21 protein-coding genes and 1 pseudogene are annotated in these 26,191 nt (G+C 42.1%); 15 read left to right on the top strand and 7 right to left on the bottom strand.

What is annotated here, in order from left to right:
- Positions 1-6: 6 nt before the first annotated feature.
- The 8 genes and pseudogenes from V6E90_RS08110 to V6E90_RS08075 form a co-directional block, all read left to right on the top strand.
- Positions 7-168 (top strand): annotated as a pseudogene (locus V6E90_RS08110) (rubredoxin); the annotation flags it as partial.
- A complete protein-coding gene (locus V6E90_RS08105; RefSeq protein WP_332605085.1) occupies positions 157-1,359 on the top strand; it encodes an FAD-dependent oxidoreductase in 1,203 nt (400 codons plus the stop codon). The pseudogene V6E90_RS08110 and the gene V6E90_RS08105, both read left to right, overlap by 12 nt.
- 17 nt (positions 1,360-1,376) lie before the next feature.
- Positions 1,377-2,693 (top strand): NAD(P)/FAD-dependent oxidoreductase, encoded by a 1,317-nt coding sequence (locus tag V6E90_RS08100; RefSeq protein WP_332605044.1) that lies wholly within the window; start codon positions 1,377-1,379, stop codon positions 2,691-2,693.
- 11 nt (positions 2,694-2,704) lie between these two features.
- Positions 2,705-3,058 (top strand): ethanolamine utilization protein EutQ, encoded by a 354-nt coding sequence (locus tag V6E90_RS08095; protein ID WP_332605043.1) that lies wholly within the window; start codon positions 2,705-2,707, stop codon positions 3,056-3,058.
- 145 nt (positions 3,059-3,203) lie between these two features.
- Positions 3,204-4,379 (top strand): hypothetical protein, encoded by a 1,176-nt coding sequence (locus tag V6E90_RS08090; protein WP_332605042.1) that lies wholly within the window; start codon positions 3,204-3,206, stop codon positions 4,377-4,379.
- A gap of 80 nt (positions 4,380-4,459) precedes the next feature.
- A complete protein-coding gene (locus tag V6E90_RS08085; RefSeq protein WP_065343817.1) occupies positions 4,460-5,077 on the top strand; it encodes a MarC family protein in 618 nt (205 codons plus the stop codon).
- A gap of 163 nt (positions 5,078-5,240) precedes the next feature.
- Positions 5,241-5,729 (top strand): nucleotide triphosphate diphosphatase NUDT15, encoded by a 489-nt coding sequence (locus V6E90_RS08080; RefSeq protein ID WP_332605041.1) that lies wholly within the window; start codon positions 5,241-5,243, stop codon positions 5,727-5,729.
- A gap of 317 nt (positions 5,730-6,046) precedes the next feature.
- Positions 6,047-7,216, top strand: a complete 1,170-nt coding sequence (locus V6E90_RS08075) for an MFS transporter (protein WP_332605040.1) — start codon at positions 6,047-6,049, stop codon at positions 7,214-7,216.
- Between the two features lies 1 nt (position 7,217).
- Here the strand turns inward: V6E90_RS08075 and V6E90_RS08070 are convergent, their stop codons facing one another.
- Entirely contained in the window at positions 7,218-8,708 is a 1,491-nt protein-coding gene (locus tag V6E90_RS08070) for an amidase (protein ID WP_332605039.1), read from the bottom strand.
- A gap of 203 nt (positions 8,709-8,911) precedes the next feature.
- Between V6E90_RS08070 and V6E90_RS08065 the strand changes: the two genes are divergently transcribed.
- Positions 8,912-9,391: a hypothetical protein gene (locus tag V6E90_RS08065; protein ID WP_065343821.1), complete on the top strand. Its 480-nt coding sequence runs from the start codon at positions 8,912-8,914 to the stop codon at positions 9,389-9,391.
- Between the two features lie 48 nt (positions 9,392-9,439).
- On the opposite strand, the gene accC is transcribed toward V6E90_RS08065, so the two are convergent.
- From accC to V6E90_RS08040, 5 genes are all read right to left on the bottom strand, one after another.
- The gene (accC, locus tag V6E90_RS08060) at positions 9,440-10,804 is read right to left on the bottom strand and encodes an acetyl-CoA carboxylase biotin carboxylase subunit (protein WP_016540326.1); all 1,365 of its coding nucleotides are present in this window, start codon (positions 10,802-10,804) and stop codon (positions 9,440-9,442) included.
- Positions 10,805-10,821: 17 nt separating this feature from the next.
- The gene (accB, locus tag V6E90_RS08055) at positions 10,822-11,241 is read right to left on the bottom strand and encodes an acetyl-CoA carboxylase biotin carboxyl carrier protein (RefSeq protein WP_251117176.1); all 420 of its coding nucleotides are present in this window, start codon (positions 11,239-11,241) and stop codon (positions 10,822-10,824) included.
- A 27-nt stretch (positions 11,242-11,268) separates the two neighbouring features.
- Complete coding sequence (aroQ, locus tag V6E90_RS08050; RefSeq protein ID WP_332605038.1) at positions 11,269-11,718, bottom strand: type II 3-dehydroquinate dehydratase; 450 nt, start codon at positions 11,716-11,718, stop codon at positions 11,269-11,271.
- A 723-nt stretch (positions 11,719-12,441) separates the two neighbouring features.
- Positions 12,442-13,476: an ABC transporter substrate-binding protein gene (locus V6E90_RS08045; RefSeq protein ID WP_332605037.1), complete on the bottom strand. Its 1,035-nt coding sequence runs from the start codon at positions 13,474-13,476 to the stop codon at positions 12,442-12,444.
- The gene (locus tag V6E90_RS08040) at positions 13,477-14,067 is read right to left on the bottom strand and encodes an ANTAR domain-containing response regulator (protein WP_016540322.1); all 591 of its coding nucleotides are present in this window, start codon (positions 14,065-14,067) and stop codon (positions 13,477-13,479) included.
- A 528-nt stretch (positions 14,068-14,595) separates the two neighbouring features.
- Here V6E90_RS08040 and V6E90_RS08035 point away from each other — a divergent pair.
- The 5 genes from V6E90_RS08035 to mobA all read left to right on the top strand — a co-directional run bounded on the left by V6E90_RS08035 (position 14,596) and on the right by mobA (position 23,877).
- Positions 14,596-15,948: an MFS transporter gene (locus V6E90_RS08035; RefSeq protein WP_023269907.1), complete on the top strand. Its 1,353-nt coding sequence runs from the start codon at positions 14,596-14,598 to the stop codon at positions 15,946-15,948.
- Between the two features lie 28 nt (positions 15,949-15,976).
- The gene (nirB, locus tag V6E90_RS08030; protein WP_332605036.1) at positions 15,977-18,523 is read left to right on the top strand and encodes a nitrite reductase large subunit NirB; all 2,547 of its coding nucleotides are present in this window, start codon (positions 15,977-15,979) and stop codon (positions 18,521-18,523) included.
- An 11-nt stretch (positions 18,524-18,534) separates the two neighbouring features.
- The gene (gene nirD / locus V6E90_RS08025) at positions 18,535-20,154 is read left to right on the top strand and encodes a nitrite reductase small subunit NirD (protein WP_332605035.1); all 1,620 of its coding nucleotides are present in this window, start codon (positions 18,535-18,537) and stop codon (positions 20,152-20,154) included.
- A 319-nt stretch (positions 20,155-20,473) separates the two neighbouring features.
- Positions 20,474-23,254, top strand: a complete 2,781-nt coding sequence (locus V6E90_RS08020; protein ID WP_332605034.1) for a molybdopterin-dependent oxidoreductase — start codon at positions 20,474-20,476, stop codon at positions 23,252-23,254.
- A complete protein-coding gene (gene mobA, locus V6E90_RS08015; RefSeq protein ID WP_065343827.1) occupies positions 23,251-23,877 on the top strand; it encodes a molybdenum cofactor guanylyltransferase in 627 nt (208 codons plus the stop codon). Before V6E90_RS08020 ends, mobA begins: the two co-directional genes overlap by 4 nt.
- Before the next feature lie 25 nt (positions 23,878-23,902).
- Here mobA and V6E90_RS08010 read toward each other — a convergent pair whose 3' ends face one another.
- Positions 23,903-25,048 carry a YbfB/YjiJ family MFS transporter gene (locus tag V6E90_RS08010; RefSeq protein WP_332605033.1) on the bottom strand — a complete coding sequence of 382 codons (1,146 nt, stop codon included), beginning with the start codon at positions 25,046-25,048 and terminating at the stop codon, positions 23,903-23,905.
- Positions 25,049-25,293: 245 nt separating this feature from the next.
- Between V6E90_RS08010 and V6E90_RS08005 the strand changes: the two genes are divergently transcribed.
- The gene (locus V6E90_RS08005; protein ID WP_262756600.1) at positions 25,294-26,169 is read left to right on the top strand and encodes a LysR family transcriptional regulator; all 876 of its coding nucleotides are present in this window, start codon (positions 25,294-25,296) and stop codon (positions 26,167-26,169) included.
- The last annotated feature ends 22 nt before the right edge of the window (positions 26,170-26,191 follow it).

The raw sequence follows: 26,191 nt of genomic DNA, 5'->3' as shown, positions 1-26,191 counted from the left end.
GACAGGATGAGAAAGTGGTTATGTATTGTCTGTGGCTGGATCTATGATGAAGCGAAAGGCTGGCCTGATGATGGGATAGCACCAGGAACGAAGTGGGAAGATGTTCCTGATGACTGGATGTGTCCAGAGTGTCAGGTGGGTAAAGCTGATTTTGAAATGCTCGATATCACAGATGTTGAGGAGGACGAAATCCCTCAAGTAGCAGCTGCATTGATTGAGCCCGTGGTGATTATTGGTAGCGGTCATGCGGGTTATCAATTGGCTTCTGCTTTACGTGCCAAATCTGCAGACTTGTCTATTACCGTATTTACTGCTGATGATGGGGCTTTATATAGCAAACCATCTTTATCTAATGCTTTAGCATTGGGTAAAGATGGAGATAGTCTAGTTCGTGAATCTGTTCTGAGCTGGGAACAACGTTTAAATATCCGCGTTTATCCACATACCAAAGTGACTCATATTGATCGGGAAAATAAAAAGCTTCAAACCACAATTGGTAATTATCCTTACGGCAGACTCGTACTTGCTACAGGTGCAACACCAGCTGTCATTCCGATTGATGGCGATTCTACGGCAACTATAAGCGTAAATGACCTCGCGGATTATTGCCGTTTTCGTCAGCAATTATCAAATAAACAACATGTCACAATTCTTGGAGATGGTCTGATTGGTTGTGAGTTCGCTAATGATTTAGCTGCACACGGTGTCAAAGTTACCGTTGTTGGGCTAGGTAAATGGGCGATGGAACGTCTTATTCCAGAACCTCTAGGTCATGCATTACAAAATGCGCTAAGTGAGTTAGGCGTAGAGTGGAAATTACAAAATAGTATCCGTTCTATTCATTCAGCTAATGGTCATTACCAATTAACTCTCCAGGATGGTCAATCCGTTGAAACTGACTTGGTATTAAGTGCAGTCGGTTTAAGACCAAATATTGTACTTGCTCAAGCCGCTGGTCTAGAAACAGCACGCGGAATCTGTACGGGACTAGATCACCGCAGTAGCGACCCTGCGATTTTTGCTTTGGGAGATTGTGCGGAAGTGAATGGTCAGTGGGCACCTTATATCAATCCAATCACGCAAGCATTACCAGCATTGGTGAATAACCTTTTAGGTCAGTCAACTGATGCAGATCTGAAATCAACACCAGTTTTAGTAAAAACTCCAATTTTGCCGTTATCAGTCTTACCTGCGATGGGGATAGGTGAGTGGAGAGTGGAACAACATGACGGAGAGTTTGCTGCTGGTTTCTACAATGAACAAGGCAGGTTAACAGGCTTTGCCTTACTCGGACGCCAATTGCAACATCATCGTACTGAGTGGCTTGAAAAACTAGATTCCTGTTCATCCACAGTTTAAGTTAAAGGAATAACAAAATGATTGCTTTACCAAATGATGATCGTACCTGTGGTTGGTATGCAGCATTGCCTCCAGCGGGTCCTGCTAAAAAGTTAATCGGTCCACAAAAAGCAGACTATGCCATTATTGGAGCGGGTTTTGCTGGATTAGCTGCAGCTCGTAGATTGGCAGAACTCAATCCGAATGCCCGTATTATTCTAGTAGATGCACAGCGTGTGGCTGAAGGTGCTTCAGGTCGTAATTCAGGGTTTGTAATTGATTTACCCCATAAATTTGCATTATCACATCCAGATCCTTCGCATAAGCAAAAGTTGTTAAGTCTAAACCGATCTGCAATTGCACAATTACAAGGTTTGGTAGAGCGCCATAATATTGATTGTCAGTGGTCGGCAGCAGGTAAATATCAAGGTGCGGTAGGTGAAAGAGGTGAAGCTCATCTCAATCATTTTGAACATTTGATGAAAGATTTAGGTGAACCCTATCGTTGGGTTGAAAAGGCCGAGCTGAAAAAAGTATTAGGAACAGATTTTTATAGTCGTGCAATTTTTACCCCAGGTTCTTACTTAATGCAACCAGCAGCTCTAGTAAGAGGTATGGGCGATAATCTACCAGCTAATGTTGAATTATTAGAGCAATCACCAATCCGTGATTTAAAACGAAATAATAACCAATGGGTATTAGAAGGTGATCATGGCCTAATTATCACGCCAAAAATCCTTCTAGCAACAAGTATTTTCACGCGTGAATTTGGATATTTGAAAAATCGCTTATTACCCGTCATGACCTTTGCGAGTTGGACACGTCCACTGACAGACCAAGAAATGAATATTTATCTGGGTGAGTTGGATTGGGGGCTAACACCAGCAGATCATGCTGGAACAACATTACGTATGACAGCAGATCGTCGTATCTTGATCCGCAATACTTATAAACATGTACCGAAATACGGTGCCAATGTCAGTGATGATAATCGGCACTGGATACAGGCTGATCATCGTAAAGCCTTTTTAGCACGTTATCCAGAGTTAGCTGATGTGCCATTTACGCATACTTGGGGCGGTATTTACGCAATTTCTCGTAACTTCACCAATTTCTTTGGTGAATTAGAAGATGGTGTTTATGCCAGTGCTTGTGACAATGGTGTTGGAGCAGCTTGGGGCACAATTTCAGGAACGCTTTTAGCTGATTTGGTTGTAGGTGCAGACTCTCAAGCGCTAAGTGATATTCAATTTGTGACAGGTATGCCCAGTTTAAACCCACCTGAACCATTTTTAGGTCTAGGCGTGAAGACTCGTATTCGATTTGAAAAATGGCGTAGCCGTAGTGAATTGTAAGGTAAAAGATAATGAGTGAAGTTCGTTTAGTTGATAGTAAACAATTGATTTTTAACCTACGTGGTGAAACACCTCAAGGTACTGCTTATGTTGCTAGAGCATTAGGAGCCGATGTTTCTCCAAATATGGGTATCGGTTTTGCACGTTGGGAAGGGGCGGAAGTGAGTTGGAAGTTACTTTATGACGAAGTCATTTTTGTCATTGAAGGCTGTTTTGAACTCACTGCAAATGGACAGAAGTGCGAAGTTCGGCCAGGGCAGATGCTCTGGATACCTGAGGGTACAGAACTTATTTATGGTGGGCATGCCTGCTTTGGTTACGTAGTATATCCAGGTAATTGGAAAGAAATACATGGTTTATCTTGAACTTAATTCCACCACTTTTAAGCTGAAAATTAATTTTCAGTGTTGGTTTTTTTAGATTATGACTCATATGAGCAAAGTCTCTTGATTAAAAATGAGGGAGAAATAACCACAGATTTCTCACCAACATCTATACAAGGAGATATGAATGCATACCGTATTTAGCAAGTTAAGTGTAGGATTATTTGCAGCTGGGGTGACACTTCCTAGTTTTGCCGCAATGACTTTGGGTGACCCAAAAACTGATACAGGTGCTGTGACGGTTTCAGGTGCATTGCGAGCCAAATATAATTATAAAGATTATGGTCCAAATATTGACTCGGATAATAGTATTAAGTTTGATGCTGCGATTGTGAATATCGCTTATGAATCACCTAAAGTATTTGGGAGTGTACAGTGGCGTTGTTATCAATGGTCTGAATTATGTGACTTTTCAACCTTAGTGTCGGCCTATGCGGGTTATCGTTTAAACAGTACAGATCATATTACACTGGGCTTACAGCCTGTACCTTTTGGTCCTAGTCGGTTTTGGGATAGCAGCTTTTATGCAGGACTCAATTATACAATGGGGCTTCAAGATGTACTCAATCTAGGGATTAATTATCATATTGAATTACCTTCAGCCACTAAGATTGATTTAGCATACTTTTCTCGCGATGGTGGTCATTATACTGGGACCGCAGATAAAGATACGGCTCGTTATTCCGCCAATATGGTGAAAACCAATGATTCTGAAATGACAAGTTTAAAAGAAAAAAATATGTTTGTAATGAGAGCCAAACAAGAGCTTAGCTTTTTCAATAATGATGACTTAGATATGGCTGTTGGCGGAAGTTATTGGTATTCAACACTTGAGAATCAACAGAATCATAAAGACGGCAATCGTAAAGCTTGGTCATTATTTAATACGCTCAACTATCAGAACCTGGGAATAACCCTGACTGCTGGACAGATCAAAATTGATAACAAGGATGCAATCTCTAATTACTCCACATTTGGTTCATTTGATACTGCGTACAACATTGCAAATAGTGGCACTTTTTATTCCGTGGATGTGAATTATACCTTTAAGGATGTCATAAATGGACTAAATGTTACGCCTTATGTGGTCTTGAGTGGATTGAATAAAGATGAGCAGAATTATAAAAACTCACAACGTAATATCATCGGCGCAGCTTGGAACTATAAGAAGATCTCGCTTTATTCCGAATATATCACCAGTAAAAATGACCCATTTATTGGAGGAACTGCAAACTCATTAGCGGGCGGCGATGATGGTCAGTGGAACAAGCTGCTGAATGTCATGTTTGTTTATAACTTTTAATCACTTGCAAACAACTGTATGGACTCAATCTTCCGTAGAAAGTTGATTAACCTCTTGAAGACGCATTGGAGTGTGGGGCGATGACCTCTTCTTATCTGAGCACATTTCTCTTATTTTTCTCATTGTTGAATCCCTTTCTGATGAGTATTTATATGATTGGATTGATTCGACATACAGAGACCAAAATATTTAATCGTGCACTGATACAAGGTGGGTTGATTGCTTATGTTGTGTTTATACTTTTTGCTTGGGGAGGAGAGGCAATTTTTAGTAAGTATTTAAATGTCCGATTTGAATCGTTCCAGATATTTGGTGGCCTTATTTTTTTGGTCATTGGCTATCGCTATGTTTTCCAAGGGGCGGATACGATTGGCGAAATGCGAGGTGCTCCAGAGCATTTAGCGGGTACAGTGGCTATGCCTTTTATGATTGGCCCTGGAACAATCAGTGCTGCCGTTGTAACAGGCATGAGCATGTCAATGGCTGAAGCAGCAATTGTGATTGCATGTACGCTTTTTTTAACATGTAGTGTATTAATCGTGATGAAACTCTCGCATGATCATTTGCGTTATAAGCATGCTAAATATATTGATCGTTATTTTGACATTGTTGGCCGGTTGGCGGCATTGCTTATTGGCACAATTGCAATTGATATGATTGTGAATGGAGTTACCAGATTGGTGATGAAAACGGGTTAGCAGATCTGGCTTGAATGCTATTTTTTATGATGGGAAAATTATATTGAGGTGTTCTTTTCCGTTAGTATTATTACTGCAATCGTAAGTCACCATAATAGTGCTGATATTCTGTATAGGATCTCAAATAACTTAGTCCAGATAAAAAGTATTGCACAGGTAATATATGATGATTGAGAATTTAAATTTAGCACCTATAGTCGGTGTTGGCGTGATGATATTTGATGATATAGATCAGGTCTTATTGGGCTTGCGTATTAAAGCGGGTGAAGAGGCTTCTTGGTGTTTTCCTGGTGGAAAAATTGAAGCTGGTGAAAGTTATGAACAATCAGCGCTAAGAGAAGTGTTTGAAGAAACAGGCTTAAAATTAGAAGAACAGAATATTAAACCATTTACGCTACTTATTAATCAGTCTTCGCCCGTTGTAAATACTACGGTAGGGCTGTCGTGTCAGTTACACAATAACAAGATGAAAGCGCAAATTGTGGTCACCGAACCAGATATTTTTGATAAATGGGCTTGGTTTAGCTTATCAGACTTACCCTCTAATTTATTTCCCGCATCGGAAGCAATGCTAAATGTTTGGAAAGAAGAAAAGCTACATGAGTCATGGATTTCTTATCCGATCATGGCTTGGGATCACCGTAGACCATGATTTACTCTGATGAATATATGATTTAAAAAGTTTTTTTTAGAGTTTAAACTTTGGAGCTAGGGTCTTCGCAAAAGATGGTTTTGTGGGACGCGAAAATAAATAATAATGATGAAGTATTATTCACATAGAAATGAACGCAGGCTCTATATTCGGATTTATGTTCATCGGATCAATTATTCGAGATAGTTTAGGGGTATGATGCTTGGATACAAGCCAGTATGAATGACGAAAGCATATATGTTTGAATGCGAGTTGAAGCTTCAAATAGAACGATATAAGCCGTTATTTCAGGTTTAGCCAACGAATAAAATGAATCAATGCCATCACTAACCATCAATACCAGACTCGCAGGTTTCTACTTCTTCTACTACGCCATAGTCGGAACCTTCATGCCGTATTGGAACCTGTATCTACAAGACCAAGGTTTTAATTATCAAGAGATTGGTATTCTTTCTTCAATTGCGATTATTACCCGTTTTTTTGCACCGCTGATTTGGGGCTGGATTGCCGATAAATCAGGGAAACGAATGCTTTTGGTCCGTATTGCGACATGGATGGAAGCCTGTATCTGGTTTGCCATCTTCGTCATCCCGAATAGCTTCCAATCAGTGGCTTTGTTGATGCTGATTTTCAGCTTCTTCCAAAATGCCATCTTGGCGCAGTTTGAAGGTGTGACCTTATTTTGGTTAGGCGAAAAACGTGCAGAACTCTATGGCAAAGTACGTAAATGGGGTTCAGTTGGCTTTATTGTGGGGGTATTTGTAATTGGAGCATTGCTGGAAATCATTCCAATTTCAATGTTGCCTATTTTATTGCTCTCGGTTTCATTTTTGGCCTTTCTCTGGTCGTTTAGTATCAAAGAACCAGAGCATGCACCAAGTTCACAAAAAACACTTGAACCGCTAATGCCGATTTTAAAACGACCTATTGTGGCGGCATTTTTTAGCATTGAATTTATTTTGCTGTTTTCATTGGCGCCGTTTTATAGCTTTTATAGTAACTATCTAAAAGAAATAGGCTTTAGCACTACACAAATTGGTAGTTTATGGGCGATGGGGGTGATTGCTGAAATCGTCATGTTTGCTGTGGCGCAAAAGCTGTTCTTTACCCGCTTTTCGTGGCGGACATTGGTGGTAATTTGCCTGATTTTGACCAGTCTACGTTGGTTCTTGGTCGGTATCTTGGAAAGCCATTATCTTGGGCAGTTGCTTGCTCAATGTTTGCATGCCTTTAGTTTTGGCCTGTTCCACCTGATTGCCATGAAAGTGATTTTCCAAAACTTTACACCCGAGCAGCAAGGCCGAGGGCAAGCTTTATATAGCACCATGTGGGGCTTAGGAGTAGCATCTGGAAGTTTATTGGCAGGGCACTATTGGCAAATTTTTTCAGGTGCGACAATTTTCTACTGTGCCAGTGTGGTGGTTTTGTTTGGGTTATTACTAGTGCTATGGCTGCCGAATCAAGCGGAAACAGCAGCCAAAAGTTAAGCTAGATTTGGATATTCTTATATTGTGGCAGCCACGGTTGTGCTTGTTCTAGTTGAGCAGCAAGTTGCAACAAGCGGTCTTCACGTCCAAAAGGTGCAATAAACTGGCTACCAAGTGGCATACCGTGTTTATTCCAGAACAAAGGGACTGACATGGCAGGTAGGCCTGTTACATTGGCGAGCTGGGTAAAAGGTACCCAACTTAAATTGTCCTGCACCATTTTCTCAACCAGTTTACCTTGCGCCAGATAATGCGCTTTACCAACTTTTAACAAGCCTTTTAGAATAGGTTTCTGCCAAGCGGGTGTGGCAACCTCACCATTTTTTGGTGCGACTGAGGCCGTGGTTGGGGTGAGGTATAAGTCATAATTTTCAAAGAAAATATTCATCTGGGTAGTGTATAGCCCCCAATTATTTAAGGTATGAATATATTCTGTCGCCGTGGTCTTCGCTCCAAAAGCGGCCAAAGCAATCGAATCGAGTTCAAAATCACGATCAGTCGCGCCTGCCATTTGTTTGATTTGTTTCTGCATATAGGAGAACTGACTGAACCATGTGGTGACGAAATCTTTTGCCAGTTCCAACCCATCAATTTGCGGACGATCTTCAACCACAATATGACCCAATGATTCCAACAACTTCGCTGTTCGTTGCACGGCTTGGATGGCGTCTTTAGAAATCTTGCTGCCAATCGGTGATTGAGTATTAAAGGCAATGCGGAGTTTCTTAGGGGCTTGCTGAATAACATCTAAATATTTTTGTTCAGGGGCTTCAATTCGAAATAATGAAGTTTGTTCAGGACCTTGCACTGCATCCAGCATGGCTGCACTATCTCGCACGGTTTTGCTGAGTACATGTTGCATAGCAGCGCCGTGCATGGCTTCACTAAATTGTGGTCCCCAGGGTGTACGTCCACGACTTGGCTTTAATCCAAATAAACCACAATAAGAGGCTGGGATACGAATTGAGCCACCACCATCGCCAGCACCTGCAATTGGTATTAACCCAGCTGCAACGGCAGACGCTGCACCACCCGAAGAACCACCGCTATTATGTTTTAAATTCCATGGATTGTGGCATGCACCCCAAGCATCTGGTTCTGTAATCCCTTTAATCCCAAATTCGGGGGTGTTGGTGCGACCAAAGCTAACAATTCCAGCTTGCTCCCAACGATTGACAATTTCTGCATTAAAGTCTGGTGTGTAATTGATTTTTTTGAGTGCTTGACTGCCATAAGAGGTGGGCACACCTTGATATTCTTGAAATAGGTCTTTAACTAAAAATGGAACACCAGCAAATGTACCTGTCAGGTTTTGTTGCGCGCGTTGTTTGGCTTGTTCGTACATTGGGATAATGATGGCATTCAGTTTCGGATTGACCTGATTGCTCCGTTCCAATGCAATTTCAAGCAACTCGGAAGGATGAACCTCTTTGTTTTTGACGAGCTGGGCTAATCCAAGACCATCGTACTGTATATATTCTGAAAATTTCATGGCTTTTATCCCTAAAGCTAAATCTTTATAAAGTAAAAAGTTACATACAAGTTGAAAAATAGCATACCTGAAAAAATGCCAAACTAAGCAATTAAATGATATGGTAAAAATATTGTGTTTATATGGTTATGAATGCATGTTTTTATCCAAAAATATGCTAATTTAGGCCTATGCACCGTTAAGATGACGACTTAATTAAATCTATGAAAAATATTTATATTATTGGATTATTATGGGCTTGCTCAACATGGACTATGGCAGAGACGGTCGTAAATGACAAAGCGGCAATAACACCGCAGCAGATCGCCAAAGCGAATGCAATTCGTGTCACTACTCGTCCAGAAATCATGGGGTTGTGGGGAATGGAAATTCCGAACAATAAAAAATGTGTCGAGTACTATAATTTCCGTGGCGCAAGCGATGTTGTGGTTAAAAGTGGGCAAGAATGGTCTTATGGCTTATATGACTATCAGCCATCCGAAGATCATAAAGAGCGATTACCTGCACTGATTTTACAAATCAAATATGACAATAATGAAATGGACTGTTCGGGTCAAAAGCAAGACCAAACAGGTGAGGTTTCTCAATATTTCGTGAAGTGGGCGAATGATTCGACCATCGATTTTTGTGCCAGTGAAAAAGGCGATAAATGCTTTGCAACGCTACGCCGTGTTTTACCTTAAATTGATTGCGTTATAAAAAAAGCCTCTTCAATAAGAGGCTTTTTTTATTTAGGCTTTTTCAGCTTGTTGTTCAAGCTGTTTCAGCAAATGTTTTTCAAGATAATGAATATCCATTGCCTGTTCACAGAAGTTTTTATCCTTCAAGATCAGATCTTTATGCAATGGAACATTGGTCTTAATACCGGTTAGAATCATTTCATCTAAAGCTTGACGCATACGAGCCAAAGAGGTTTCACGATCTTTACCATGCGCAATTAATTTTGCAATCATTGAATCGTAGTAAGGTGGAATGTTATAGCCTTGATAAATATGTGAGTCCAAACGGATTCCTGCGCCACCAGGTGCATAGAAACTTTCAATTTTCCCTGGAGATGGCAAGAAGGTGGTTGGATCTTCAGCATTGATACGGCATTCAATCGCATGACCTTTAACTTCGATTTGCTCTTGTTCAAGTTCTAGACCTAAACCAGCTGCAATACGAAGTTGCTGTTCAATAATATCAACACCTGTCACCATCTCAGTGACCGGATGTTCCACCTGAACACGAGTATTCATCTCGATAAAGAAGAATTCACCATCTTCAAATAAAAACTCGAATGTTCCAGCACCACGATATTGCATTAACTTACATGCATTGACACAGGCTTCAAGAATATCTGCACGTGCTTGTTCTGGTAAGTTTGGAGCTGGTGCTTCTTCCAGTACTTTTTGGTGGCGACGTTGTAAAGAACAATCACGATCATATAAATGGATTGCATGGCCATTACCATCACCGAGAACTTGTACTTCGACATGGCGCGGCTTCTGTAAGAAACGTTCCATATAGACTGTATCATCACCGAACCACATTTCAGCATCACGTTGTGCCGCTTGAACAGATTCAAGCAGGGTATCAACACGCTCTACGATACGCATTCCACGACCACCGCCACCAGAAGCAGCTTTGACGATCAATGGGAAGCCAATTTCTTTGGCTTCAGCAAGCGCATTGTGAATGGTTACTGCATGGTCGCAACCTGGTACAGTGGGTACACCTGACTTTTTCATGGCGATAATCGCAGAAACCTTATTCCCCATCAGGCGAATATGTTCAGGACGTGGGCCAATGAAGATAAAGCCGGAGCTTTCTACAATTTCAGCGAATTCAGCATTTTCAGATAAAAAGCCATAACCAGGGTGGATGGCATCCGCACCAGTAATTTCCGCAGCAGTAATAATTGCAGGAATATTTAAATAGCTTTCACTACTTGCGCCCGGTCCGATACATACTGCTTCATCAACGAAGCGTAAGTGCATTAAATCTTTATCGGCATCTGAATAGATACCCACTGTTTTAATGCCAAGAGTTTTACAAGCCCGAGTAATTCGTAAAGCGATTTCACCACGGTTTGCAATTAATACTTTTTGCAACATAGGAATCCCCAGACTAATTAGGCACGGTAGCGGAAAAGTGGTTGACCGAATTGGATCACTTCACCATTTTTCACTAAAATTTCTTCAATGACACCGCTCTTAGTCGCTTCAATCGGGTTCATGATTTTCATCGCTTCGATGATCCCCAATGTTTCACCCGCAGAAACTGTTTGACCTACATTTACAAATGGCGCTTCGCCTGGACTCGGTGCTGCATAGAACACACCAACCATTGGAGAAGTTTCAACAGCACCACGAGGGGTTTTTGCTGCTGGCGCAGGAGCAGAAGCGGCTGGCGCTGCTGCAACAGGTGCTGCCGCATACACAGGTGTAGGACGAGTTAATGAGATGGATTGGTCACCTTCCTTAACTTCAATCGCTTGTAAGTCAGATTCAATCATCAAATCGATGAGTTTCTTGATTTTACGGATATCCATGAGTGAGCATTCCTAATGTGTTTAAAATTAGTTAGAAGATTGAATTTTTTCGATAGCGTAATCGAGAGCAAAGGAGTAACCCTTTGCACCTAAGCCACAAATTACGCCAATGGCTTTATCTGATAAATATGAGTGATGACGGAATGATTCACGGGCGTGAACATTTGACAAATGAACCTCAATATAGGGGATGGCAACACCAAGTAAGGCATCGCGTAAAGCAACTGATGTGTGGGTCAAGGCAGCAGGGTTGATGATGATAAATTTCACACCCTCAGTTTGTGCTTGATGAATGCGATCGACAATCGCACCTTCCCAGTTACTTTGAAAAGAATCGAGTGTAAGTGATGCGTGTTGAGCTTGAGCAGTGAGTTGCTGGTTAATATCATCCAAAGTGAGATAACCATAAACCTCTGGTTCGCGCTTTCCTAGCAAGTTCAAATTCGGTCCGTGAATCACCAAAATGGTTGAGCTCATTCAGCCTGCTCCAATTCTAAATCTGCAAAAGTTTTTTGCAAGATGTCTGCAAAGTTTGCTTATTATGGCACAAAATTCTGCAATTTTTTTATAATTTGTTTTAATCGATGAAGAAATTTGCATACCAAGCATGGTGCATATAATGAAAACTTTGCAAGGAATTGGCAATGTTAAAATATGACAAAATTCAACGTAATTTAATTTTTAAACATTTTAAACTGAATTACCCCATTTCGTTCATGGGAATTGTGTAACTCAGCAGTCAAATGATTTAGATTTATATCGATTGACCTGACTTAAATACCCGCAAAAATACGGATTGCTGTGTAGCTAATTAAGAAAAATCTTCTGACTTTAAAATAATAACATATTGTTTTTTCATGTATTAATAATTTTTTTGCAGATGTTCCACTTAAAGTTGAAAAAATCTGCAGATCCACTGTTAGCGACTATACAACCAGAGAAAAGCAAACGAAATATTGCCTTGAATGGTATTGACTCTGGTGATTATGGATTGAACGTTTATATGCATGATTCAGTTGGCAGAAATGATGAAATTTCACATTTGAGATGGCAGTTAATGACATAAAAATGTCCGAAAAAGATATCCATACTTTGAATAAGATAACACTACTTAAGAGCTTGCTTTTGATTGGGGCAGTCTCTTATGGGTCTTTCAAAGCTGTCTTGCTATGTCAAGACAGCTTTTTTTTAGTTTTGCTTTTATGACAGGAGTGAAGCTGCTTGAAAGGTTTCAGCGAGTAAACAGTTTTGTACCTGATCACGATAAGTCGTTTCATCGAGTGCGAAGCCATTCCATTTCTGCATTTGTTGAAACAGCCATTCAAAATCTTGTGCTTTAGGTTCGGCACTAGCTTGTACAAAATTCCGAATGATATTTTGGATGGTGAAGTATTTTTCAACATGGACTTCTGGCGAGCAATCGAATTGAATCACATCAAATTCAATCAGAAGTTGCCATACTGGACTGAAATCATCCAGCAGTCGCAATTCATGTTGGGCTTTCATGATCGCGCTGGTTAAGGCAATCAAGGTATCTGGGTGTTGTTGCGCCCATTCCTGCGTGACCGCTAAGACTTTATCTGCAACATTGGGAATAATATGCTGACTCGAACAGACGAGGTGACTTAAACCTTGTAACTCGGCTTGAGTATTCCACGGTTCTCCGACACAAAATCCATCTATGAGATGGTTACTGATCGCTTCAACCATGTAAGGAGGCGGCAGGGTTTTCATTTGAATGGATTGCGCCAGTTTAGGATCGGCCAAGGCTAACCATTCTCTCAGACAATAGTGATGAATCGAGTGTTGGAATACATGTGCTAAAGAGACGTTTTGGTGCTGGTGAATATAATCCGTCAGCTTCTTGGCTGAACTTTCCGCAGAATCTTGTTTCTGAATATCCAGTGCATAACAGAGCTTTTGACTTAAGCTGATAAAGGCACGGTTTTCACTGAGCACTAACGGTGTTTGCAGTGGAATCCCGATTTGATCTGTTCCGACCGCTGCTGCTGGCAGCATGGCAGACAGGCAATGCGCGGCATCGAGTAAGCCAAAAGCTAAACGATCACGTAGGCTGGCCCAAGATGCTTCTTTGACTAAATTGACATTTAAGCCGACCTCTTCAAAAAAACCACGCTGTTTAGCCCAGAGTAATGCAACACAATCAAGTAATGGAATATAGCCCAGTTGTAATTCGGTTTTTTCTACTTTCTTTAATTCGACTAAATGGCTCATCTATTCATCCTTTAGTTGATTATTTAAAAGCTGTTGGGCATCCAGTAAACGTCGAGCCATTTCTCCAATGGTCATACGATGGCTCATGGCATTTTTTCTGAGTAATTGAAAGGCAGTATCTTCACTTAAGCCATGCAGTTGCATCAGCAATACTTTGGCTTTTTCAACATCTTTACGGTCTGCAAGTTTGGTTTTGGCATCTTTGAGGTCACATTCCAGCTTTTTATGCTTTTTATATTGCTCAATCGAAATGTCTAAAATGGTGTGTAAGCGACTGGGATCAATGCCATCGACGATATAGGCGGTAATCCCTGCATCAATGGCTTGTTTAATGGTGTCTTTATCAGTGTTCTTGGTAAACAAGACTGTTGGTAGGTCAAAGTTGCTGACACAACTTTCAATCACATCACGATGAGGATGATCCATATCAAGCAGAATGACGTCCGCTTGAAGATGTTCGAGTTTAAAAATATTGAGATGATCGAGGGTAAAACAAGCAACTACATCAAAGTCATGTTCAATTAAACAGTTTTTTATGTATTCAGCCCGAGCCTGGTCGTCATCAATAAGTGCGATCTTGAGTTTCGGCATAGTATTTAGGTCAAACGGTGGGTTGTGCACAGATATAAAGTGCTGTGCGTATTGTTTTTGAAGCAAAATTAGTGCCAGTCAACGTGTTTTGATTTCTTATTCGGTGCAATCGCTCCATTGGCGTATTGTTTATGCGCTTTATTGTACCGTTATGAAGGAAGAGAAGAAATGGAGAAAATGGATTTATCTATTCTAGAATGAGTATTGCACTGTTTGGGTGCGTAAAAAGAGTTGTTTTGAAGCAGTGCAGATTGTGATTTAAAACAGGGCGTTGCACTGAATGTATCAGATAGAACTCGCTTGATGATATTTCTTAATAAATTAAAAATGTATAAATATGATATAAAACAATGGTTAATAGTTTTTTGTAGGTTGATTCCCATACTTGGCACAGCAATTGCTATTTATTTTCTGAGTCAAAGATGACTTGCAAAATTGTAAGACGGCCAACGATGTCCGATCTGATCGGTTTGTTGATACAGCGTGATGTGTCAACAACACAAGATACGTTCAGTATGGGAGATGGCAATGTCTTTAGATTTATCGGCGAAAAAAGCCACATCAATTAAGTTATTCAACTTTTCTGCACCTGCGATGCGCGCATTCCACATGAGTTGGCTTGCTTTCTTCGTGTGTTTCTTTGCTTGGTTTGCTTGTGCACCTTTAATGCCCGTGATTGCGGGCGAGTTTCATCTCACCAAAGATCAGATTGCCAATATTAACATTGCTGCTGTCGCAATCACGATTGTGGTTCGTTTGATCGTTGGCCCATTGTGTGACAAATACGGCCCACGTAAAACTTACACCGCTTTACTCCTACTTGGAAGTATTCCCGTATTTGGTGTTGCTGCAGCAAACAGTTATGAGTCTTTTCTGTTCTTCCGCTTATTGATTGGCGCAATTGGCGCCAGCTTTGTGATTACGCAATACCATACCAGCGTCATGTTTGCCTCTAATGTTGTTGGAACTGCGAATGCCGCTTCCGCGGGTTGGGGTAACGCAGGTGGTGGTGCGACACAAGCCTTGATGCCTTTACTGTTAGCGGCCTTAGTGATGTTCGGTGTTGAACAAGCCATGGGCTGGAGAATTGCATTACTTGTGCCCGGTGTGATGATGGTGATCGTTGGTGTGCTTTATTGGAAGCTGACCCAAGACTGTCCACAAGGCGATTTTAAAGAACTGCGCGCGCAAGGTGTGGTGGTGGGAAGCGATAAAAAAGGTGGCATGGCAATCCTACTGCACGCGGCGCGTAATTATCGGGTCTGGATTCTATTCTGCTCTTATGCAGCATGTTTCGGCATTGAGATCTTCATGCACAACATCATTGCGATGTATTACGTCGAGCACTTCAACTTTGGCTTAAAAGAAGCAGGACTGGCAGCTGGGGTTTTTGGTTTGCTGGCACTGTTTGCCCGTGCGCTTGGCGGTATTGTTTCAGACAAAGTCGCGCTAAAAAAAGGGTTGGACGGACGCACCAAAATCTTGTTTTTGTTGATCTTGGGAGAAGGGCTATTCCTGATGCTATTCGCGCATATGAATAGTGCAGTCCTTGCAATTCTTAGTATGACCATCTTCGCGTTGTTCACCCATATGGCGTGTGGTGCAACCTATGCTTTGGTTCCATTTATTGATCGTGAAGCGCTGGGTGGCGTGGCAGGCATTATTGGTGCAGGTGGCAATGTCGGTGCAGTCGCAGCAGGATTCTTGCTAAAAGGAATGGTCGATTTTCAAACCTGTTTAATGGTTTTAGGTGGCTTGGTGGTGATTGCTGCAAGCTCAGTAATGCTCATTCGGTTTTCGGTAGAGCATAAACAAAAAGAACAACAGCTGTTTGAACAGGCGGTATTGGAACGTCGTTCAGAACAAAGTAGCGCAGCTTAATCAAAGATTAGATTTGAGGAGAAACACAATGAAATTAGTGATGATTGGTCACGGTATGGTGGGGCATAAATTCATCGAAGCCATCTTAGAGAAAGCTGATGATGAACTAGAAATTACCATCCTTGCTGAAGAACCACGTATTGCCTATGACCGTGTCCATTTGACTGAATATTTCTCTGGTAAAACAGCCAAAGATTTATCCTTAGCACGTTTTGATTTCGCTGATGCACATGGTATTGACCTCAGACTGAACACCAAAGCGGTGGAAATTAATGCAGCAGAGCAAACAGTGACCACCAATTTCGGTGATGTGATTCATTATGACAAACTGGTCTTAGCTACAGGTTCTTATGCCTTTGTTCCACCGATCTCAGGTAATGATCGTGAAAACTGTTTTGTCTATCGTACCATTGAGGATTTAGACGCTATTCGTGCTGCAAGTTTAAATGCTAAAACAGGTGTGGTGATTGGTGGTGGCTTATTAGGTCTTGAAGCGGCTAAAGCACTGCGTGATTTAAATCTGGAAACCCATGTAGTGGAGTTTGCTCCGCGTTTGATGGCAGTACAAATTGATGATCTTGGCGGTAAAATATTACGCCGTAAAATTGAAAATCTTGGGGTCAAAGTTCATACCCAAAAAGCGACACAATGTATTGAATCGGGTGATAGTGCAACCCATGTCATGAAGTTTGCGGATGGCAGCGAGCTGGAAACAGACATTATTTTATTCTCGGCAGGTATTCGCCCACGTGATGAATTGGCACGACTCAGTGGATTGGCATTGGGTGAGCGTGGCGGGATTAAAATCAATGATTATTGCCAAACCTCAGATCAACATATCTATGCGATTGGTGAATGTGCGCTGTGGGATAACAAAATCTATGGTCTGGTCGCACCAGGTTATGACATGGCACGTATTGCCGCAAAACATATCCTAGCCGAAGAAACCCATTGTTTTGCGGGTGCAGATATGAGCACCAAGTTGAAATTGATGGGGGTTGATGTTGCCTCTGTCGGTGATGCGCATGGCATGACACCAAACTCACTCAGCTATTTCTATGCCGATGAAGATAGCTTGGTCTATAAAAAGATCGTGGTCGATGCAGATAAAACCAAGTTGCTCGGTGCGGTCTTGGTCGGTGATGCTAAAGAATACAATGACCTACTACAAATGATGCTGAATGGGCTGGCACTACCAGAAACGCCTGAAAGTTTGATCATGCCAGGCTTTGCTGATTCGGGCGCTAAAGCAGGTGGCAGTGGTGTCGATTTATTGCCTGATAGTGCCACCATTTGTTCATGTAACAACGTTTCTAAAGCTGATATCTGCCAAGCGATTTGTGATGGTTCAACCTCTTTGGGTGCTTTGAAAAAATGTACCAAAGCAGCGACAGCCTGTGGTGGTTGTGCACCTTTAGTCACACAAGTGTTGAAGTCTGAGCTACAACGCCAAGGCGTAACGGTCAATAACCATGTTTGTGAACACTTCCCATACTCACGCCAAGAGATTTATCACTTGGTTCGTGTCAATGAAATCAAGACTTTTGATGATTTGATTCATCAACATGGTCATGGTTTAGGCTGTGATATTTGTAAACCAATGGCGGCTAATATTTTGGCATCGTGCTGGAATGATTTTGTACTGGAACCAAGCCATGCAGGTCTACAAGACAGTAATGATTACTACTTGGGCAATATTCAAAAAGATGGTTCATACTCGGTTGTGCCGCGTATGGCAGGTGGGGAAGTCACACCAGATGGCTTAATTGCTGTCGGTCAAATTGCCAAAAAATATAACCTGTATACCAAAATTACCGGTGGACAACGGGTTGACTTATTTGGTGCACAAATCCATCAGTTACCATTTATTTGGGAAGAACTCAATGCCGCAGGTTTTGAATCTGGCCATGCGTACGGTAAATCCTTACGTACCGTGAAATCTTGTGTCGGTAGTACATGGTGTCGTTATGGTGTTGATGATTCTGTTGGCTTGGCGATTGAACTTGAGAATCGCTATAAAGGTTTACGTTCACCACATAAATTGAAAATGGCAGTGTCGGGTTGTACCCGTGAATGTGCCGAAGCCCAAGGTAAAGATGTTGGGGTGATTGCCACCGAGAAAGGCTGGAACTTATATGTCTGTGGAAATGGCGGTATGAAACCACGCCATGCCGAGCTATTGGCGTCAGATCTTGATACCGAAACATTGATTCGTTATATCGACCGTTTCTTTATGTTCTATATTCAAACCGCAGATCGTTTACAACGTACCAGCGTATGGCGTGACAATATGGAAGGTGGTTTGGATTACCTCAAATCAGTGATTGTCGATGATTCCTTAGGATTGGCTGAAGAGCTTGAAAGCCGTATGAGCCATGTGATTGGCACTTATCAAGATGAATGGCGTACTGCGGTTGAAGACCCTGAGATTCGGAAACGTTTCCAAACCTATATCAATGCCAGTGCAGAACAGCAAGCTGATCCACATATTCAATTTACCCAAGTACGTGACCAGATTCGCCCTTTGAATGACGCTGAACGCTCAGTCGATCGTATCCCAATGGTTGAAGCATAAGGAGAACTCAAATGACCAGTTTAAAGAACATCGATATGTTGCCAGAAAATCAATGGGTTGAGGTATGTGCGTTGGATGACATCACACCAAACACAGGCGTAGGCGCACTAATTGAAGGTCAATCGGTTGCACTGTTCCGTGTCGGGCATGAAAAGCGAATTTATGCGCTCAGCAATAAGGATCCGTTCAGCCAAGCCAATGTGATGTGTCGCGGCATCATTGGTGATTTACAAGGTGAGCGTGTGATTGCATCGCCGATTTATAAACAACATTTCAGCTTAGCGACGGGCCGTTGTTTGGAAGATAAAGATCAAAAGCTCTTGGTTTTTCCAACCAAAATTGAAAATGGTCGGGTCTGGGTCGGGTCTGTTCCGCAAAAGACTTATATTACCAACAATGGCGCTGCGCAAGAAAAGCTGAAACTGGTGCTGATTGGCAATGGTTTAGCGGGGATGCGTTGCCTAGAAGACTTATTGGATATGGCACCAGATCGTTATGACGTCACCGTGATCGGTGAGGAGCCTTGGGGCAATTACAACCGCATTATGCTATCGCCAGTGCTTTCAGGTGAAAAAACCATTGATGACATCATGCTGCATCCACATGCATGGTATCGCGACAAAGGGATTCAATTTATTGCGGATGATCCTGCGATCAAAATTGATCGTACTCGTAAAGTGGTACATACCGAGAAAGGCGAAAGCGTTGATTATGATCGTTTGATCATTGCAACTGGTTCATCGCCGTTTATTCCACCTGTGCAAGGTGTGGATTTAAAAGGCGTGATTAGCTTCCGTGATATTTATGATGTCAACACCATGATCAAATATTGCGAAAGCAAAAAGAATGCGGTGGTGATTGGTGGTGGTTTGTTGGGTCTGGAAGCGGCCTATGGGTTGAAACAACGTGGTATGAATGTGACGGTTCTACACCTGATGGATCGTATTATGGAGCGTCAGTTGGATGGTCGTGCCAGCCGCATGTTGCGCCATAGTATTGAGCAAAAGGGTATCAATATCATTACGGAAGCCAATACCGAAGCATTGATTGGCGAAGAGGGACACGTCAGTCAAGTCCGACTTAAAGATGGAACTGTGTTGAATGCTGATTTGGTGATTTTTGCCGTTGGGATTCGTCCGAATATTGCTTTGGCGCAAAGTGCTGGATTGCGTTGTAACCGAGGCATCTTGGTGAATGATACTATGCAAACCTTTGATCCAAGTATCTATGCTGTGGGCGAATGCATCGAACATCGTAATCAAACCTTTGGTCTAGTTGAGCCGTTATGGGGACAAGCATTCATCTGTGCAACACATTTGGCTGAACATGGCAGCTTAACCTTTAAATCACCGACGGTACCAACGCAGTTAAAAGTCAGCGGTGTCGACGTATTCTCTGCTGGGAATTTTGAACCGAAAGAAGATTATGAAGACATCATTCTCAATGATGATAAGCGTCAAATTTATAAACGTATCATTATCCAAAAAGACAAAGTGATTGGTGCGGTTCTGTTTGGTGATACGGAGGATGGCATGTGGTATGCCGAGTTAATTGCAGATCAAACACCCGTTTCTACATTTAGAAACAAGCTGTTATTTGGTAAGGATTTTGCAATGAAAAAGGCAGGGTGAAAGCTGACCCCATTCGAGAAGAATAGGTTAAGGATGAATGGCATTGCCGCATATGTAATGTATGAGCAGATAATTTTTGTAAAGGCATTGCCTTACTTTTCAAGGATGAAAAGTAACAAAAATCCTTTGTAGAGCTGACGGTACATCCTTGCTACCGCAGCTCTACAAGACGGCATCCATGCCGCCTATCACGATAGTGTGTGATGAGAAAATCTAGTTTTAGAAAGTTTATCCATAAGCTGAAACTGGAGACGAACTCAGAATGATTTTTTTAGTTGAGTGTAAAGTTCAGCGGATTAACTAGGTAAAAGGGGCAGTCATGAACAGTATTCAAAATTTAGAACACAGTCGCTCCGATCAAGCAGAAACAATCATAACAAAAACAACATGTCCCTATTGTGGCGTGGGCTGTGGTGTGGATGTCAGTGTCCAACATAAAACGCATGGCACGACGGTACAAGTCGCCGGTGATATGAATCATCCTTCAAACTTTGGACGACTCTGCATTAAAGGTAGTAACTTAGCCGATACACTAGGTTTGGAAACTCGTGTCTTGCATCCGATGTTTGGTCGTAAAAACCATCGTCAAGTGAAGACATGGGATCAGGCGATTGAGAAAATTGCAGATCAGTTTCAAGCCTGTATTGACCAGTATGGAGCAGACAGTGTTGCTTTCTATGTTTCAGGCCAGTTATTGACTGAAGATTATTATGTGGTGAACAAGTTTGTTAAAGGCTACTTAGGCACCGCTAATATTGATACCAATTCACGCCTATGTATGTCATCTGCGGTTGCAGCGCATAAACGGGCTTTTGGTGAAGATATTGTTCCAGCCAGCTATGAGGATTTTGAACATACTGACATGGTGGTTCTGGTTGGTTCCAACACCGCATGGTGTCATCCTGTGCTGTATCAACGCATCATGCAAGCAAAGAGCAAGAATCCAGATTTGTTTGTGGTGGTGGTCGACCCTCGTTTTACCAGTACCTGCGAACAAGCAGATTTACATTTGCCGATTTTACCCGGTCAGGATGTGGCTTTATTCAATGGCCTGTTTCAGCATCTTTACCATCATGATTACACCGACCATCATTTTGTAGAGAGTTACACTGAGGGCTTGGAGGCTTTATTAGCAGCGAGTGAAAGTGAGCAAGATGTTAATGCTTTAGTGAAACGCACAGGGATCTCCGCAGAAAAATTACAGCTGTTCTTTGATAAATTTGCGCAAACAGAAAAGGTGATCACCTTATTTTCGATGGGGGTTAATCAATCCTCTCAAGGGGTGAATAAAGCCAATAGCATTATTAACTGCCATTTACTCACTGGAAAAATTGGTAAATTAGGTGCAGCGCCATTTTCTATGACGGGTCAACCCAATGCCATGGGTGGTCGTGAAGTGGGTGGACTCGCCAATATGCTGGCAGCACATTTAGATTTAGATAATCCTTCGCACCAACATCTAGTGCAAAGTTTTTGGAACAGTCCTGTGATCGCCAAAAATGCAGGCTTAAAAGCAGTGGATTTATTCCAAGCTGTGGAAAGTGGCAAAATCAAAGCGATCTGGATTATGGCAACCAATCCTGTGGTGAGCTTACCCGATGCAGATCAGGTCAAATGTGCATTGGAAAAATGCGAGTTTGTCGTGGTCTCAGATATTTGTGCAGATACCGATACCACGGCTTATGCAGATGTATTGTTACCCGCGCTGGGTTGGGGGGAAAAAGATGGCACAGTCACTAATTCTGAACGCCGTATCTCACGACAACGTGCTTTTTTAAATCCGCCAAAGCAAGCCAAAGCGGATTGGTGGGCGGTGGCAGAAGTTGCAAAAAAACTCGGTTTTACTGGTTTTGAGTTTAGCAATGCCTGTGACATTTTTAATGAACATGCGGCTTTATCGGCTTATCAAAATGCCAGTGTTGACCAACGAGACCAAGTTGAAAATTTCCGTTATTTCAATTTAAAAGGTTTAATGAGTCTAAGTCTTGATGAATATAACCATCTGCGCCCAATCCAATGGCCAGTCTGGGAGAAAGGGCAAAGTGTTGCGGTTGAACAGCTGTTTGATCGGGGGCGTTTTAGCCATCAAAATAAAAAAGCCAAACTGATTCCCACTGTTGCCATCGATCCAGTGCATGCGATCTCTGAAGATTATCCATTGGTATTGAATACGGGGCGGATTCGTGATCAATGGCATACCATGACCCGTACCGGTTTATCGGCAAACCTCACCACACATCGTGCTGAACCATTTTGCGAGATCCACCCGAATGATGCTTTAAAATTTGGTATTCGTGATAAAGCTTTGGTTGAAGTCCGCTCGGAATGGGGCCGCTGTGTGTTACGTGTGACCTTGGCGCAAGGGGTGCGCCGTGGCCAAATCTTTGCACCAATTCACTGGACTGAGCAGGTCGCTTCTGATGCGCGGATTGGTAAAGTGGTCAATCCTGTGGTGGATGCGATTTCAGGCGAACCTGAGTTTAAACATACCCCTGTGGCCATTCAACCATTCCATACCACTTGGCAAGGCGTGCTCTATGTCCGTGAAGGTTTTGAACATCAGATTAAAGCATCCTTGCAACATTGTGCGTGGTGGACCAAAATCAAAACTGCAAAAGCCATCCGTTATGAAATTGCTGATCGTCACAGTATTGATGAGACCCAAAAGAATCTGAAAAGCTTCCTGCCTTTTGTGGATGAAACTTATGAATGGTTAAGTCTGGAGGATATTTCATCGCAGCTCAGTCATAGTGTGATCTTAAAAGACGGGATTCTGATTGCCAGTTTTTATATTGCACCTGCGGATTTATTGCCAGATCGGGATTGGGTGGCGAGTTTGTTTAAACGTGAGCGTTTGAGTGCATTGCATCGTAAAGCTTTGCTGGCTGGGATGCCGATGTCTGCTGCAAATAACGATGGACCATTGGTCTGTAGTTGTTTTAAAGTGGGTAAAAATAAGATTATCGAAGCCATTAAAACGCAAAATATCACGCATGAAAAGCAGGTCACGGCATGTTTAAAAGCAGGTGGCAATTGTGGTTCTTGTTTACCTGAAATTCGTGGTCTGATTAAAACCTGTCAATTGGAGGCAGAAGCATGAATACCGAATATCCCGCTACAGATCTGGTGATCTTGGCGGGAGGGCAAGCTCGCAGGATGAATGGTATGAACAAGCTGTTGCAACAGTTTGATGATCAGATTCAACTGTTAAAAATCTGCGAATATTTTAAGACTGAGGTACAACAGCTTTGGGTAAATAGCCATCGTGATCGTTCGATTTACAAACAAATTGAACCTGATATTCAATGTTATATAGATGACCAAAATGGTTTCCTTGGTCCGTTGATGGGGATGAAAAGTGCATGGTCACATTTGCAAGCCAACTATGCTTTATTCATTCCCTGTGATGTGACTTATATTCCCAATCAGGTTGTGCTCAAACTGCATCGTGCTTTGCAAAAGCAGCCGCAGTCACAAGTGGCTTATGTCAATATCAATGGAGATGCTTTATATCCATTTTGTTTGCTAAAGCGAGAGAGTTTGCCTGTGTTGGCGCACGCGATTGCTGAGGATCGTTTAAGCCTACGAGACTGTTTCAAGCAGCTCAATGCCCAAGTAGTACATTTTCAAAAGCAAAGTCTGTTTTGTCACAGCATTAACTCCTTGGATGAGTTACAGCAATACAAGCAGATGAAAGCCTTTAAGCAGATGTTTTCAGATTAATCTGTGCATAACTTATCTCATTCAATTACGTCGCTTTTAGGCTGATCGCTGTGGCAATTAATAAAGCAGAACATGCAGCCAGCAAGGAACTGTTGAGCGTGTGATAAATAGAAAATAATGCATTTGACACCATGGGACCAATAATCTGACCTAAACCATAGACGACGGTCATTAAGGCAATTAAATTATTTTGTGCTTGGCGAGCGATACGCTGTGCCACAGGCATGGCAATTGTCACCGTTCCCATAAAGGTTCCACCCACCAGTAATGCGCTCAACAGATAACCCAAAGCGGTTGGCAATATGATGGGTAATACAACGCCAACAGCCTGTACTCCCAGATTAGAAGATAAAGCGATTCGAATCCCAAGTCTGTCATGGAGATAATGCCAAAAAAAACAGGAAGGGATCGCCCCCAAGCCGAAGATCGCCCAGATCTGTGCTGCATCAATATTCGGTAAGGCCTGTTTGACTAGCAAAGGTAAATAGGTTGCGGTAATGATGTAGCCAAAACCAGCCAAGGCATAAATGAGAATCAAAGCGTAGGCATGGGGGATTTTTCTATTGGTATTGAATGTATTCTGAGCTGAAACAGCATTGGGTTGAGCCCGTGATAAGCCAAACATGGCGATGCAGCCAAGAACCAAACTGGATATGCCGAGCAATAACCACAGTATTTTGCTGTGCCAACTCAGATGTGTGCCAAAAACCAAAAGCTCGGCAGAGAGGGCAATCCCGAGACCAACGCCTGCATACAAAATAGGGGCTTGATGTGTTTTTTTCTGCTGTTCAAGCAGCCATATTGAGGCTGACACCATGGCAAAGGCGCTAAAAATGCCCGCCAGACCACGAATCAAGATGATCTGGTTAATCGTGTTAATGTAGGCAAGCAGGATCAGACAAACTACCGTACCGACAGTGGCGACAATACTACTGAGATAGCTCTGCTGTGATTTAATCTTGATCGCGAATAAGGCACCAAACAAATAGCCCGCATAGTTTGCAGAAGCTGCCAAACTGGCCTGAGGTAAATTGATAATGCCTTCATCAATCATATGTGGGTAAACTGCTGTAAAAGCAAAGCGGCCGAAACCCATACCAATCGCCATAATTAGCGCTGCACTGATTGCAGCTTGTAGAGCGCTGTTGCTGTTTTTTACTAGCTCAGTCATGGCCTGTTTACTCCAGCAATTAGTCGCTATGACGCATGTGCTCTAGAGGTTGTGCTTTAGCAAGAAATTTGTAGTCAAGTATATAAAGCCCATAGCTAAAGCAACTTAAAATACAGATCAAAAATAGAAGTTTAGAAGTGTTCATTTTGAATCATTTTTACATCTTGAAAAATTCAATAAGATTTAAACAAGAGATATTAATCATGTAAAATGATTTGAATTGATACCAACTATCTCTAATAGTGATGGCAATGCAGATTAAGTCTTTAGAAATTTTTATGATGGTGGTGAAGTTAGGGAGTTTCTCTGAGGCGGCAAAAACGCTTTATACGGTGCAATCGAATGTCACCAGTCATATCAAAAAACTGGAAACAGAATTGAATGTCGAATTGCTTCATCGGCAGAACCCAATTCAACCCACTAGAGCTGGGCAGCAGTTGTATGGTTATGCTGAAAAAATGCTGCATCTACAAAAAGAGCTCTTGGATAGTTTTTCCAATCATCATCTTGCAGCCAATCTGCCTTTGGAAATCGGGAGTATGGAAACCACGGCAGCAGTTCGACTACCATCTTTATTTCGCAATTTACAACAGCATGCGTCAAACTTTCCGTTTGCGCTCAGCACTGCACCAAGCCGAGACTTAATTGATTTAGTCACAGCATCTAAATTGGACTGTGCATTTGTCGCGAATCACGAGCCAATTGCAGGATTGTTCAATTTGCATGTCTGGACGGAGCAACTGGTACTAATTTCCTCAAAACATGCACCGCAACAGCTCTCAAATGACTATTTAACGCAAAAGAAGTTTATTGCTTTTAAGCAAGGCTGCAGTTATCGCAAAGCTATTGATCAGTTCTTATCTGCTCATTATTTGCCTGCGGCCAATGTGATTGAAATGGGCAGCTTAGATGGCATTATTAGCTGTGTTAGTTTGGATGTTGGTCTTGCCATCCTGCCGATGAGTTATGTCCAGCAATCCCATTTTGCCCAGAGTGTGAATATTCATCCCATCGACTCAGCTACAGCGCAGATCAATACCTATCTGATTGCGCATCGGGATATGAGCACATGGGCGACCAATATGCATCATTTCGTTAAACAATTAAAATTGATGATCTAGTCAATATCAAAAGAGAAACTAG

The organism is Acinetobacter sp. ESBL14 (assembly GCF_036668815.1).
Lineage (GTDB): Bacteria > Pseudomonadota > Gammaproteobacteria > Pseudomonadales > Moraxellaceae > Acinetobacter > Acinetobacter gyllenbergii.
The sequence above is the reverse complement of the archived record's forward strand: the minus strand, read 5'-3'. Positions and strand labels throughout refer to the sequence as shown.